At 72.1% G+C, this 12,064-nt stretch carries 10 protein-coding genes and 1 riboswitch; of the genes, 7 read left to right on the forward strand and 3 right to left on the reverse strand.

What is annotated here, in order from left to right; genetic code table 11:
• The first annotated feature begins 28 nt into the window (after positions 1–28).
• Positions 29–3,073 carry an ExeM/NucH family extracellular endonuclease gene (locus tag ACSHV8_RS10360; RefSeq protein WP_436531749.1) on the forward strand — a complete coding sequence of 1,015 codons (3,045 nt, stop codon included), beginning with the start codon at positions 29–31 and terminating at the stop codon, positions 3,071–3,073.
• A 90-nt stretch (positions 3,074–3,163) separates the two neighbouring features.
• Here the strand turns inward: ACSHV8_RS10360 and lexA are convergent, their stop codons facing one another.
• On the reverse strand, positions 3,164–3,823 hold the full coding sequence (gene lexA / locus ACSHV8_RS10365) for a transcriptional repressor LexA (protein WP_436531751.1): 660 nt from the start codon (positions 3,821–3,823) through the stop codon (positions 3,164–3,166).
• Positions 3,824–3,919: 96 nt separating this feature from the next.
• Here lexA and ACSHV8_RS10370 point away from each other — a divergent pair, with 96 nt between their 5' ends.
• Positions 3,920–5,518 (forward strand): methyl-accepting chemotaxis protein, encoded by a 1,599-nt coding sequence (locus tag ACSHV8_RS10370; protein WP_436531753.1) that lies wholly within the window; start codon positions 3,920–3,922, stop codon positions 5,516–5,518.
• 23 nt (positions 5,519–5,541) lie between these two features.
• Here the strand turns inward: ACSHV8_RS10370 and ACSHV8_RS10375 are convergent, their stop codons facing one another.
• Positions 5,542–6,237: a GAF domain-containing protein gene (locus ACSHV8_RS10375; protein WP_436531755.1), complete on the reverse strand. Its 696-nt coding sequence runs from the start codon at positions 6,235–6,237 to the stop codon at positions 5,542–5,544.
• A gap of 161 nt (positions 6,238–6,398) precedes the next feature.
• On the opposite strand from ACSHV8_RS10375, the gene ACSHV8_RS10380 reads away from it, so the two are divergent.
• From ACSHV8_RS10380 to ACSHV8_RS10400, 5 genes are all read left to right on the forward strand, one after another.
• On the forward strand, positions 6,399–7,064 hold the full coding sequence (locus ACSHV8_RS10380; RefSeq protein ID WP_436531757.1) for an alpha/beta hydrolase: 666 nt from the start codon (positions 6,399–6,401) through the stop codon (positions 7,062–7,064).
• 27 nt (positions 7,065–7,091) lie between these two features.
• Complete coding sequence (locus ACSHV8_RS10385; RefSeq protein WP_436531759.1) at positions 7,092–8,123, forward strand: LLM class flavin-dependent oxidoreductase; 1,032 nt, start codon at positions 7,092–7,094, stop codon at positions 8,121–8,123.
• 99 nt (positions 8,124–8,222) lie between these two features.
• Entirely contained in the window at positions 8,223–8,549 is a 327-nt protein-coding gene (locus ACSHV8_RS10390) for a hypothetical protein (RefSeq protein ID WP_436531761.1), read from the forward strand.
• Positions 8,546–9,268 carry an ABC transporter ATP-binding protein gene (locus tag ACSHV8_RS10395; RefSeq protein WP_436531763.1) on the forward strand — a complete coding sequence of 241 codons (723 nt, stop codon included), beginning with the start codon at positions 8,546–8,548 and terminating at the stop codon, positions 9,266–9,268. The genes ACSHV8_RS10390 and ACSHV8_RS10395 overlap by 4 nt, the downstream gene beginning before the upstream one ends.
• Positions 9,265–11,010 (forward strand): ABC transporter permease, encoded by a 1,746-nt coding sequence (locus ACSHV8_RS10400; protein ID WP_436531765.1) that lies wholly within the window; start codon positions 9,265–9,267, stop codon positions 11,008–11,010. The genes ACSHV8_RS10395 and ACSHV8_RS10400 overlap by 4 nt, the downstream gene beginning before the upstream one ends.
• A gap of 3 nt (positions 11,011–11,013) precedes the next feature.
• Here the strand turns inward: ACSHV8_RS10400 and ACSHV8_RS10405 are convergent, their stop codons facing one another.
• The gene (locus tag ACSHV8_RS10405; RefSeq protein ID WP_436531767.1) at positions 11,014–11,883 is read right to left on the reverse strand and encodes a helix-turn-helix transcriptional regulator; all 870 of its coding nucleotides are present in this window, start codon (positions 11,881–11,883) and stop codon (positions 11,014–11,016) included.
• A gap of 79 nt (positions 11,884–11,962) precedes the next feature.
• A riboswitch (ZMP/ZTP riboswitch) is annotated at positions 11,963–12,051 on the forward strand.
• Positions 12,052–12,064 lie beyond the last annotated feature (13 nt).

Below are 12,064 nucleotides of genomic sequence, written 5' to 3' on the forward strand. Positions count from 1 at the left end.
TCTGTCCATTCTGGAGGTCGGTGTGCACATGAGACGGTCTGCTCTCGGGGCCTTGACGTTGTCGCTCGTCGTTCTCGGGCTTCAGGCGCCCGCGGCCGCCAACCCGGCCGGTACGGCCATCGTGATCAGTGAGGTCTACGTCAACGGTGGCTCGGCCGGGGCCAGCTTCGCCAACAAGTTCGTCGAGCTCTACAACCCGACGGCGGGCGCGGTCACGCTGGCCGGGACCACGCTGCAGTACCGGGCCGCGACCAGCACCGTCACCCCGAGCGGGTCGCAGGTGTTCGCGCTGTCCGGGACGGTTGCCGCGCACGGGCACTTCCTCGTGCAGCTGCCGGGTAACGGCGCCGCGAATCCGGGGGCCGCGCTGCCGGCACCGGACCTGAGCACCGGCACCAGCGTCAACCCGGGTGCCGCCGGGGGCACCCTCTACCTGGCCGCCAGCGCGACCGGGGTGCTGCCGACCGATGCCGCGGTGGTCGACAAGGTGGGCTGGGGGACCAGCAACTCGCCCGAGGGGACCGCGCCGACCGGGAACTCGGTGGTGCTCAGCTACCAGCGGGCCGCGTCCGGCGCCGACACCGACGACAACGCGGCCGACTTCACGGTTGCCGCGCCGGCGCCGCAGAACTCGTCCGACGGCGGCACCACCACGCCGCTGGCGGTGACCGGGCCGGGCACGCAGAGCGCGACGGCCGGGACCGCGATCACGCCGTTGACGCTGGTCGCGAAGGGCGGCTCGTCGCCGTACGTCTGGACGGCTCTTGATCTGCCCTCGGGTCTGACGATCTCGGACTCGGGCGTGGTGTCGGGGACGCCGGCGACCGCCGGCACGTCGACCGTGACGGTCACCGTCACCGATGCGGGCGGCGCGACCGCCTCGACGACCTTCAGCTTCGTGGTCACCGCGCCCGCGCCGGCGCTGACCATCGCCGAGATTCAAGGCATCAACACCGACATTTCCCCGTACGCGGGTCAGACCGTCACCACCCAGGGCGTCGTGACGGCCGCCTACCCGACCGGCGGGTTCAACGGTTTCTTCGTGGAGACCGGCGGCGCCGACACCACGCCGGGCGCCTCGGACGGCGTGTTCGTGTTCGGCTCGCAGTCGGCCGCGCAGGTCAGCGTCGGCGACTCGGTGCGCGTCACCGGCAAGGTGGCCGAGTTCCAGGGCGAGACCGAGATCACCGTCCCGTCCGTGACGAAGCTGGCCACTGCCCTCGAACCGGTCCAGGCGCGCATCCTGCCCTGGTCCGACCTGACGACCGACGCGCAGAAGGAGGCGCACGAGGGCGAACTGGTCACCCCGCAGGGCGCGTTCACCGTCTCCGACAACTACGACACCAACTGGTACGGCTCGTTCACCCTGGCCGCCGGGGACAAGCCGCTGCGCCAGCCGACCGACGCCGGGCGTCCCGGCAGCGCGCAGGCGCAGGCCGTGACCGCCGACAACGCCGCCCGCACGATCACCCTGGACGACGGCGCGAGCGTCAACTACAGCTCGGCCGCCAACACCGGCACCCCACTGCCCTGGCTCACCCCGGACCACCCGGTCACGGTCGGCGCCAAGGTCAGCTTCCACCAGCCGGTGGTGCTGGAGTACCGGTTCTCGCTGTGGAACTTCCAGCCGACCGCGCCGGTGACCGGTGACGGCGCCGCCGTGGCGACCTTCTCCGACCTGCGCACCGGCAACCAGAAGCCGGCCGCCGTCGGTGGTGGCGCCCGCCTGGCCACGTTCAACGTGGAGAACTATTTCCCGATGACCGGCGAACGTTACGTCGCCGCCGGCCTGGGCACCTGCACCTACTACAACGACCGGGCGGGCCACCCGATCGCGGTCAACACGTGCACCGGCAGCGGCCCGCGCGGCGCGGCCGACGCGGCCAGCTTCGCCCGGCAGCAGGCCAAGATCGTCACCGGGATCAACCGGCTCGGCGCGAGCATCGTCTCCCTGGAGGAGATCGAGAACTCGGTGAAGTTCGGCGAACCGCGCGACACCGCCCTGGCCGGCCTGGTCGACGCGCTCAACACGGCCGCCGGTTCGGCCGTCTGGTCGTACGTGCCGTCCCCGGCCGCCGACCAGCTCCCGCCGGTCACCCAGCAGGACGTCATCCGGACCGCCTTCATCTACAAGAAGGCCGAGGTCGCCACCGTCGGCGCGTCGGTCGTGCTGACCGGGCTGTCCGACCCGGGCGAGCCGTTCTCGATCGCCCGGCAGCCGCTCGCGCAGGGCTTCAAGAAGGCCGGCGCCGGCGACACCGACGTGTTCCTGGTCGTCGCCAACCACTGGAAGTCCAAGGGCAGCGGCACCCCGCTCTACCCCGGCGACGTCGAGGACACCTCGTCACCGTCGGTCGACCAGGGCGCCTACAACGAGACCCGGGCCCACGAGGCCGAAGCGGTGGTCACCTTCGCCGCGGAACGGGCCGACGTGCTGCGCACCGACCGGATCTTCCTGCTCGGCGACTTCAACGCGTACACCCACGAGGACCCGATGGAGAAGCTGTACGCGGCCGGATACACCGACCTCGGCAGCACCTACGACCCGGACGAGCAGACCTACTCGTACAACGGGCTGGAAGGCTCGCTCGACCACATCCTGGCCAGCCCGGCCGCGAAAGCCCTGGTCACCGGCGCCGACGTGTGGCAGATCAACGCGCAGGAGGCGATCGCGTACGCGTACAGCCGCTACAACTACAACGCGACGCAACTCTTCGACGCCACCGACCCGTTCGCCGCGTCCGACCACGACCCGGTCCTGGCCGGACTGACCCTGCCGGCCACCCCGGCGTTCGACCCGAAGAAGATCTACAACACCGGTGACCTGGTCAGCTACGACGGCGCGACGTGGCGGGCGCTGTGGTGGACGGCGATCATCGCGCCCGGTTCGCCGTACGGGGCGTGGGAGGAGATCGCGGTCACCTCCGACGGCACCCCGTTGTGGACCTCGTCCCGCATCTTCGTGGCCGGCGACACGGTGGTCTACCAGGGCAAGAAGTATGTGGCCCAGTGGTGGACCCGCAACCAGCCCCCGACCGGCCAGCCCTGGGGCCCCTGGAAACTCGCCGCCTGAGGTGACGGGCTCCGGAGGTCACGCCCGCCGCGTGACCTCCGGAGCGCTTTTCTTTCCCGTCCGGTTCCGGCTCCGCGACCACCGGGCCGGTTAGACCTGGCGCAGCACCGAGACGACCTTGCCCAGGATGACCGCGTCGTCGCCCGGGATCGGCTGGTAGGCCGGGTTGCGCGGCTCCAGGAGCACGTGCCCGCCGCGCCGCCGGAACACCTTCACCGTCGCCTCCTCGTCGATCATCGCGGCCACGATGTCGCCGTTCCAGGCTTCGGACTGCTGGCGGACCACGACGATGTCGCCGTCGCAGATCGCGGCGTCGATCATCGAGTCGCCGCGGACGCGCAGGCTGAACAGGGTGCCCCGGCCGACCAGGTCGCGGGGCAGGTTCAGCATCTCCTCGGCTGTTTCGGCGGCCAGGATCGGGGTGCCGGCCGCGATGGTGCCGACCAGGGGCACGCCGACGGTGTCGGCCGGTGGCCGGGTCTCGCCGGCCGGTTCGAGGAACATCCGGATGTCGATGGGCCGGGCGACGGTCCGGCCGCGGCGCAGGTAGCCGTGGTCTTCGAGGGTGCGCAGGTGACGGTTGACCGAGGACGCGGACAGGCCGAGGGCGTCGGCGATCTCGCGGGCCGAGGGCGCGTACCCGTATTTCACCGCCGCGTCCCGGATCACGGTGAGGATCCGGCGCAGGCGTTCGGGCAGGACGGACGTGTCGAATTCTTCCTCGGGTAGCACCCGAAGATCTTGCCTCATGACAAATGTGAACCTGCCCCCGCCTCGCCGTGGCCGGGGCGCGGAAAATGTCGGTTCGGGATCCGACCCGCCCGGCGAGACGCGAAGATGGTGGTCGTGCCGTTTTCACGCTGGTTCGCCGACCGCGGAGTACGCACGAAGGTGCACCTCGCCGTCGCAGTGGTCGCCCTGGTCGCCTGCGCCGTCGGGCTGGAGGCTCTGCTCCGGCTGAGTGACGCCAACGGCCGGATGAACGCGATCACCGAGCAGACCGTCCCCCGGCTGAAGGCGATCGCCGATGTCCGGGGCGCGCAGGCCGAGATGAACGATGCCGCCGCGGAGCTGCTGGCCGGCACGATGACCAAGGTGCCGACGCTTGTCACGTCGGCCAAGACGCTGTTCGCCACCGGTGAGTCGGACATGACGGCCGCGATGGCGTCGCTCGACCAGAACGTCAGCTCGGCCGCCGACCGGAAGCTGTACCAGGACCTGTACGCGAACTGGCAGGTCTACGACAGCAGTTCCCGGTCGAACCAGTTCGGCCTGGACGCCCTCGACGGCGTCACCGCGGTCACCGCCGACAAGCTCACCCCCATCGTGTCGGACATGAACACGCAGATCAAACAACTGGCCACGAACGCCGACGCCGAGGCGGCGGCGGCCACCGCGGCCGGGCGGTCCGAGTACCGGACGGGCATGCTGCTGATCGGCGCGATGCTGCTGGTGGGGCTGCTGTGCGGGGTGGCGATCGCCGAGGTGGTGGCCCGCGCGATCCGGCGGTCGGTCCGGGCCGTCGGCGACGCACTCCAGGCCATGGCCGGCGGAAATCTTCGCAGTACGGTCGTAGTCAGTTCCCGCGACGAGCTCGGGGTCATGTCCGGCGACCTCAATCAGGCCGTGGCCGGTGTCCGTGAGGCGGTCGTCGCGATGGCGGCCAGCGCCGACACCCTGGCCGACCAGGCCGCCCAGCTCTCGGCGAGCAGCCACGAGATCCTCGACCGGGCCGAGCGGACCAGCGACCAGGCCCGGGGTGCGGCGGCCACGGCCGATCTGGTCTCCACGAATGTCGGCGCGGTGGCCGCGGCCTCGCACCAGATGAGCGGCGCGATCGAGGAGATTGCCCGCAACGCCAGCGACGGTGCCACGGTGGCCGGTCAGGCCACCGAGCGGGCGATCGCCACCAACCGGGTGATCAGCAAGCTCGGTGAGTCGTCGGCCGAGATCGGCGAGGTGATCAAGACGATCACGTCGATCGCCGAGCAGACAAACCTGCTGGCGTTGAACGCGACGATCGAGGCGGCCCGGGCGGGGGAGACCGGCAAGGGGTTCGCGGTGGTGGCCGGCGAGGTCAAGGATCTGGCCCAGGAGACGGCCCGGGCGACCGAGGAGATCTCCGAGCGGGTGCGGGCCATCCAGAGCGACACCCAGGGCGCGGTCGCGGCGATCGGGGAGATCACCGAGATCATCCAGAAGATCAACGAGTACCAGGGGTCGATCGCGGCCGCGGTCGACGAGCAGACCGCCACCGCGAACGAGATGAACCGCAGCGTGTCCGAGGCGGCCGGCGGGAGCAGCGACATCGCGACGAACATCGCGCAGGCGGCGACCGCGGCCGAGCAGACGGCGGCCGAGGTCGCCAACAACCGGCAGGCGGCGGCCGGTCTGGCCCAGATCTCGGCCGATTTCCGCGAGCTGGTCGCCCGCTTCCAGTACTGAACGCCGCTTCCGGTACCGAGCGGTCAGGTCAGCAGCCGCGCGGCCCGCCCGGCGGCCCGGCTGATCCGCACCAGCTCCTCCCGGGCGGCGTCGATCTCCGTGCGTCCGGGTGTGTCCCCGCCCAGGCTGGTCCGGACCACTTCGATGTGGCGGCCGATCGCCGCCAGGATGCCGTCGACGTCATCGGCGAGCGCCGATTCATTTTTCAGAACCGGCGATTTCCGTACGGAGGGAACCCCGTCCTCGCACGAGAGCACCTCGGCCAGCAGTTGGGCCACGTCGTCCACGCACCGCAGTTGCCGGGTCGTCCACTGCTGGGGCTGCCGGGCCGCGACCGCGAGAACGGCCACGACCTGCCCGTCCTCGTCGTCGCGGACCGGGAACCCGGCGTACGCCTTGATGTCCTGGCTGCGGACGAGGTCCCGCTCGGCCCAGGCGGGCACCCCGGCGACGTTGCTGATGATCAGCGGCAGCCCGGTCTCGACGATCTCTCCGGCCAGCGACTCGTCCAGGGACAGCCGCTCGCCGGCGGCCAGGGGGTCGGCGCCCAGGCAGGCGAGCACCATGAGACCACCACCGACCACCAGGTAGGCGATCGCCAGGGGCGACTCGGTGCTGTCGGCGACCACCTGGACGAGCCGGGCGATCGCCGGTTGGCAACCGACGCCGAAGAACGAGGCGGGTCGCCGATCGGTATCAGTTCTGCTGTCCGTTGCCATGGCCGCGGCTTCCATAAGTAGGTGTCAACGCTTCGGTTTACACCGTCCCGGAGCCGCCGGTGGGCCGAATCGCGAAACACATGACAAAAGTTGACGCTACAACCTTTGCCCTTCTACTGTCTGAGGCGGCAATATTTGATGCGTCAAGGAAGGTGTCGTTCATGCCGATCATCGACGCACCGGTGGTCGCCACCGAGGGCTCGGACGATCCGTCGGCGCCGCTGGTGGTGCTGCTGCACGGCCGCGGCTCCCACGAACGGGAGATCCTCGGCCTGGCCGGTCATCTCCCGCCCGGTCCGGCCTACGCGGCCGTGCGCGCCCCGATCGCCGAGGGCGGCGGCTACGCCTGGTTCGCCAACCGCGGCATCGGCCGCCCGCTCCCGGAGTCGCTGCGCGTGACCATGGACTGGTTCCGCGCCTGGCTCGACGGTGTCGCGCCGGCCGGACGCCCGGTCGTGCTGATCGGCTTCAGCGGGGGAGCGGCGTTCGCCGGCGGCCTGCTGCTCGACGACCCGGCCCGCTACGCCGGTGTCGCGATCCTCTACGGCACCCTGCCGTTCGACGCGGGCGTGCCCACCACCGCGGGTCACCTCGACCGGGTTCCGGTCTTCGTGGCGCAGGGCGAGCACGACACCGTCATCCCGCGTGAGCTGCTCGACCGCACGTGGGAGTACGTGATCGGCGAGTCCGGGGCGTCGGCCACCGCGCGCCGCGACCCGGTCGGGCACGGCCTCGCCGCGCCCGCGCTGAAGGCTCTGGCCGGGTGGCTGGACGAGCGTCTGGCGCTTCCGCACGACGGGCATAACGAGGCGCCCTCACTTGTTTGACATGTCAATCACTGGAGGGTGACAACCATGACCGATCTCGTACTGGGCCTCGACACCTTCGGCGACGTGCCGCAGGACGACGCCGGTGAACCGATCACGCAGGCCGCCGCGATCCGGCAGGTCGTCGAGGAGGCGGTGCTGGCCGACGAGCTCGGCGTCGACGTGATCGCGCTCGGCGAGCACCACCGCCCGGAATACTCGATCTCCACCCCGGAGACCGTGCTGGCCGGCATCGCCGCCCGCACCTCGCGGATCCGGCTGGCCTCGGGCGTGACCGTGCTCAGCTCGGACGACCCGGTGCGCGTGTTCCAGCGCTTCGCGACCGTGGACGCCATCTCCAACGGCCGCGCCCAGGTGATCCTCGGCCGCGGCTCGTTCACCGAGTCGTTCCCGCTGTTCGGCTACGACCTGGACGACTACGACACGCTGTTCGAGGAGAAGGTCGAGCTGTTCGCCGCGCTGCTCGACGAGAAGCCGGTCACCTGGGAGGGCACGACCCGCGCGGCCCTGCACGAGGCCGACGTGTTCCCCAAGACCGAGTCCGGCCGGCTCGACACCTGGGTCGGCGTCGGCGGCTCCCCGCAGTCGGTGGTCCGCACCGCACGCTACGGGCTGCCGCTGATGCTCGCCATCATCGGCGGCCAGGCCGAGCGTTTCGCGCCGTACGTCGACCTCTACCGCCGCGCCGCCGAGCAGCTCGGCACGGTCGCCCACCCGGTCGGCATGCACTCGCCCGGTTTCGTCGCCGACACCGACGAGCAGGCCAAGGAGCTGTGGTTCCCGCACTACAAGGTGCAGATGGACCGGATCGGCGCGCTGCGCGGCTGGCCCCCGCTGACCCGCGCGAACTTCGAGCACGAGGTGGCCGACGGCTCGCTCTACGTCGGCTCGCCGGAGACCGTCGCCCGCAAGATCGCCAAGTCGGTCCGGGGCCTCGACGTGGGCCGCTTCGACCTGATCTACACGGCCGGGGCGCAGCCGGTGAGCGCCCGGATGCACGCGGTCGAACTGTTCGGCTCCAAGGTGATCCCGATGGTCCGCGACATCCTGAACAGCTGACCCGGCGCCCGCCGGGCGGGAGAGCGGCCGCGCCACCAGGGGCGCGGCCGCTGTGGCCGTACCCGCGAGCTCGCCGTCTGGCTGCACACCCCGCCCGACATGTCGTCCCCGCCGCGCGACGAGCTGGTCATCAAGGTGCTGGCCGCGCTGCGCATGCCCGGCGTCGACGTCCGCGACGTCATCCAGGTGCACCGGCGCGCGCTGGTCGAGCTGATGCAGCAGTGGACCCGTCTGAAGGAGGACGCCGCCACCGACCTCGGCCTGGCCCTGGTCGTCGATGCCGAGCTGTTCCGGCTCGACTCGGTGATCCGCTGGCTGGGCGCGGCCGAGGGCCGGCTGCGCCGCGCCGAGCTCGATCCGCCCGCCCCGGCGCCCGCCGTCACCGCCCCGGCCCGGCTCGGCCGTCGTCTGGGGGTCCGGCGATGAGCGTCCTTGAAATGCGTCAGGTGTCCAAGGTGCACGGTCTCGGCGCGGCCGAGGTCACCGCCCTGCGCGAGGTCGATCTGACGGTCGGCCCGGGCAGCATGGTCGCGGTGATGGGCCCGAGCGGTTCGGGCAAGAGCACGCTGCTCACCATCGCCGGCACCCTCGAACAGCCGACCAGCGGTGACGTCCTGATCGCGGGCGTCCCGGTCGCGTCGATGCCGGCGCCCGAGCGGGCCCGGGTCCGCCGGCGCTCGATCGGCTACGTCTTCCAGGACTTCAACCTGCTGCCCGGCCTGACCGCGCTGGAGAACGTGACGTTGCCGCTGGAGCTCGACGGCACCGCCGCCCGGGCCGCCCGCGACGCCGGCATGCAGGCCCTGGAGCTGCTGGACCTCACCGACCGGGCCGCCTGGTTCCCCGATCAGCTCTCCGGCGGCGAACGCCAGCGGGTCGCGATCGCCCGCGCCGTCGTCGGCGACCGTCGCCTGCTGCTGGCCGACGAGCCGACCGGCGCGCTCGACTCGGTCAACGGCGAGGCGGTGATGCGCCTGATCCACGCCGCCACCCGGCGTGGCGTCGCCGCCGTCGTGGTCACCCACGACGCCCAGCTGGCCTCCTGGGCCGACCGGGTGGTCTTCCTGCGCGACGGCCGCGTGATCGACCGGACCGTGCCCCCACCCGGCCCGGAATCCCTGCTCACCCCCGGCCCCGGCCGATGAGCGGGGCGCGGCGGGCGGTCACCCGCTGGGCCTGGCGGATGTTCCGGCGCGAGTGGCGCGGCCAGCTGCTCGTCCTGATCCTTCTCGGTCTCGCCGTCGCCGCCACCAGCGCCGGCCTGGGCGTGGTCAGCAGTTTCGCGACCGGTCAGGCCGGCCGCTTCGGCGCGGCCGACTACCGGATCACCCTCGACGCCGCCCGTCCGGACCTGCCCGGCGACCTCGCCGCCCTGCGGGCGTCCGTCGGCGCGGTCGAATCCGTCGACCGCCGGCTGGTCTCGGTGCCGGGTTCGGCCACCCCCATGGAGGTGCGAGGGCAGGCCGCCCACGGCGCCCTGAGCGCACCGACGCTGCGGCTCACCGGCGGGCGTTTCCCGGCCGGCCCGGGCGAGGCCGCGGTCACGGCCCGCGCCGCCCGCCTGTTCGGCCTGCACCCGGGCGGGACCTGGGCCGAGACCGGGCACACCTGGACGATCGTCGGCACGGTCGAGAACCCGAACGACCTGCTCGACACGTTCGCCCTGGTCGCGCCCGGGCAGGCCGGCCCGCTCACCGACGTGATCGTGCTGATCAAGGCGACCCCGGCGCAGTTCGCGGCCGCCGCCCGGCCCGACGCCGGTTCGGTCGAGGTCCGCTCCTCGGGTGAACGCGGCGTCGCCACGGCCGCGGTTCTCGGGCTGGCCACGGTCGGTCTGCTCTTCGTCGGCCTGCTCGCGGTCGCCGGGTTCACCGTGCTGGCCCAGCGGCGGTTGCGTGCGCTCGGCATGCTCGGCGCGGTCGGCGCCAGTCCCCGGCACGTCCGGCTCGTCCCGATCGTCAACGGGGCCGCCACCGGCGTCGTCGCCGCCCTGAGCGGGACCGTGACCGGCCTCGGCGCCTGGTTCCTGCTGGCCCCGGCCCTGGAGAGTGTCGTCGAGCACCGCATCGACCGGTTCGACCTGCCCTGGTGGGCGGTCGGGCTCACCGCCGGGCTGGCCGTGCTCACCGCCGTCGTCGCGGCGTGGTGGCCGGCCCGCGCGGTCGCCCGGGTCCCGATCGTGGCCGCCCTGGCGTCCCGCCCGGCCCGTCCCCGCCCGGCTCACCGCTTCGCCGTCGCCGGTCTCGTGCTGCTGCCGGCCGGTCTCGGGCTGCTCGCGGCCGCGCAGCGGGAGAAAGCCGTGTTCATCGTCTCCCTGCCCGCGTACACCTCGGGGCCCTCGGTTCTTCTGACCCCGAAGGGGATGCGTGCGCTCGGCGTGCAGGCCGAACCGGGGGCCTGGCTGCTGGAGGCACCGCGGGCGCTGACGCCGGACCAGGCTGATCAGATGCGGACAGTCGCCGGCGGGGCCGGGCTGACCGTGGAGACCCGGCCGGCCAAGGCCGACCTGTCGGCGCTGCGGTTCTGGTCGGTGCTGGCCGGTGTGGTCGTCGCGCTCGGGGTGCTGGCCCTGACGGTCGGGCTGATCCGCAGTGAGACCGGGCGTGACCTGCGAACCCTGGCGGCGGCCGGTGCACCCCCGCGGACCCGGCGCACGCTCACCGCCTCGACCGCGGCGGCCCTGGCCGTGGTCGGTGCGTTGCTCGGGCTCATCGGGGCGTACACCGCGATGCTCGCCCTCTACCACCGGGATCTCCACCTGTTGGTCCCGGTGCCGTACGCCCCGCTGGCCGGCCTGCTGCTCGGCCTGCCCGTCCTGGCCGTCGCCGCCGGCTGGCTGTCGGCCGGTCGCGAACCGGCCGGAATCGCCCGGTCGCCGCTGGACTGAGCGTCAGCCCTGGGGAGCCGCCGAAGTGGTGGCCGCCCACGACGCCAGCAGCTTCAAGGCCTGGGCCGACGGCGACTGCGGATCGGCCGAGTAGATGGTCAGCGTCAGGTCCGGGTCCGCGCGCAGATCCATGCTCTCGTAGGCCAGCTCCAGCCCGCCCACCACGTGATGATGAAAAGTCTTCACCCCGGTCCCGTGGATGCGCACGTTGTGCGCACCCCACCGCCGCCGGAAGTCGTCGCTGCGGGTGGAGAGTTCGCCGACCAGGTCGTGCAGGCCCTTGTCGTGCGGGTCCTTGCCGGCCGCGGTCCGCAGGTTGGCCACCAGCATGTCGGCGGCCAGGTTCCAGTCCGGGTAGAAGCGGTGCGCCGCACTGTCCAGGAAGGTGAACCGCCCGAGGTTGGGAACGGTTTCCGAGAAGGCGTAGAGGTCGCTGTACATCGCCCGCCCGAGATGGTTGGCCGCGAGCAGGTCCTGACAGTTGTTGACCAGAATCGCCGGGCTGGTCGTTATCGCGTCCAAGGACCATTGCAGGCTTTCCCGTACGGCCCACTGCCGCGGCCGCCGGCTCGGCCGGATCAGCGCGTTGCTCCCGTTCGCCTCGTGCGCGAGCCGCAGCAGGTGGGCCCGTTCCGCGTCGTCGAGCTGCAGTGCCCGCGCGACGGCGTCGAGCACCCCGGCCGACACCCCGCTCAGGTGACCGCGTTCGAGCTTGGCGTAATACTCCACGCTCATCCCGGCCAGCGCCGCCACCTCGGTGCGCCGCAGCCCGGGCACACGACGCTGCCCGATGCTCGGAATGCCGGCCCGCTCCGGGCTGATCTTGGCGCGGCGGGTCGCCAGGAAGTCCCGCACCTCGGCTCGGTTGTCCACGCCCCCGACGGTACGACGCCCCCGGCCCCCGCTGCGATGTACTGGCAGTACACCTATCAGTGGGGACCGGATATGCTCCGGGCACGGCCGTTACTGGCGAGGGTGGAGCACCACCGGGGACCGGCCGGGTCTCACGTGTGTGTCGCGCCGGCCGCCTGGGCGCTTCCGAAGGCAGACGACC

The sequence above is a fragment of the Actinoplanes sp. HUAS TT8 genome, assembly GCF_051380535.1.
GTDB lineage: Bacteria > Actinomycetota > Actinomycetes > Mycobacteriales > Micromonosporaceae > Actinoplanes.

Bases quoted from the DNA above. Each gene is read 5' to 3' on its own strand.
- ACSHV8_RS10360 (WP_436531749.1), top strand. From the start codon at position 29: ATGAGACGGTCTGCTCTCGGGGCCTTGACGTTGTCGCTCGTCGTTCTC.
- lexA (WP_436531751.1), bottom strand. From the start codon at position 3,823: ATGAGGCAAGATCTTCGGGTGCTACCCGAGGAAGAATTCGACACGTCC.
- ACSHV8_RS10375 (WP_436531755.1), bottom strand. From the start codon at position 6,237: ATGGCAACGGACAGCAGAACTGATACCGATCGGCGACCCGCCTCGTTC.
- ACSHV8_RS10380 (WP_436531757.1), top strand. From the start codon at position 6,399: ATGCCGATCATCGACGCACCGGTGGTCGCCACCGAGGGCTCGGACGAT.
- ACSHV8_RS10385 (WP_436531759.1), top strand. From the start codon at position 7,092: ATGACCGATCTCGTACTGGGCCTCGACACCTTCGGCGACGTGCCGCAG.
- ACSHV8_RS10390 (WP_436531761.1), top strand. From the start codon at position 8,223: ATGTCGTCCCCGCCGCGCGACGAGCTGGTCATCAAGGTGCTGGCCGCG.
- ACSHV8_RS10395 (WP_436531763.1), top strand. From the start codon at position 8,546: ATGAGCGTCCTTGAAATGCGTCAGGTGTCCAAGGTGCACGGTCTCGGC.
- ACSHV8_RS10400 (WP_436531765.1), top strand. From the start codon at position 9,265: ATGAGCGGGGCGCGGCGGGCGGTCACCCGCTGGGCCTGGCGGATGTTC.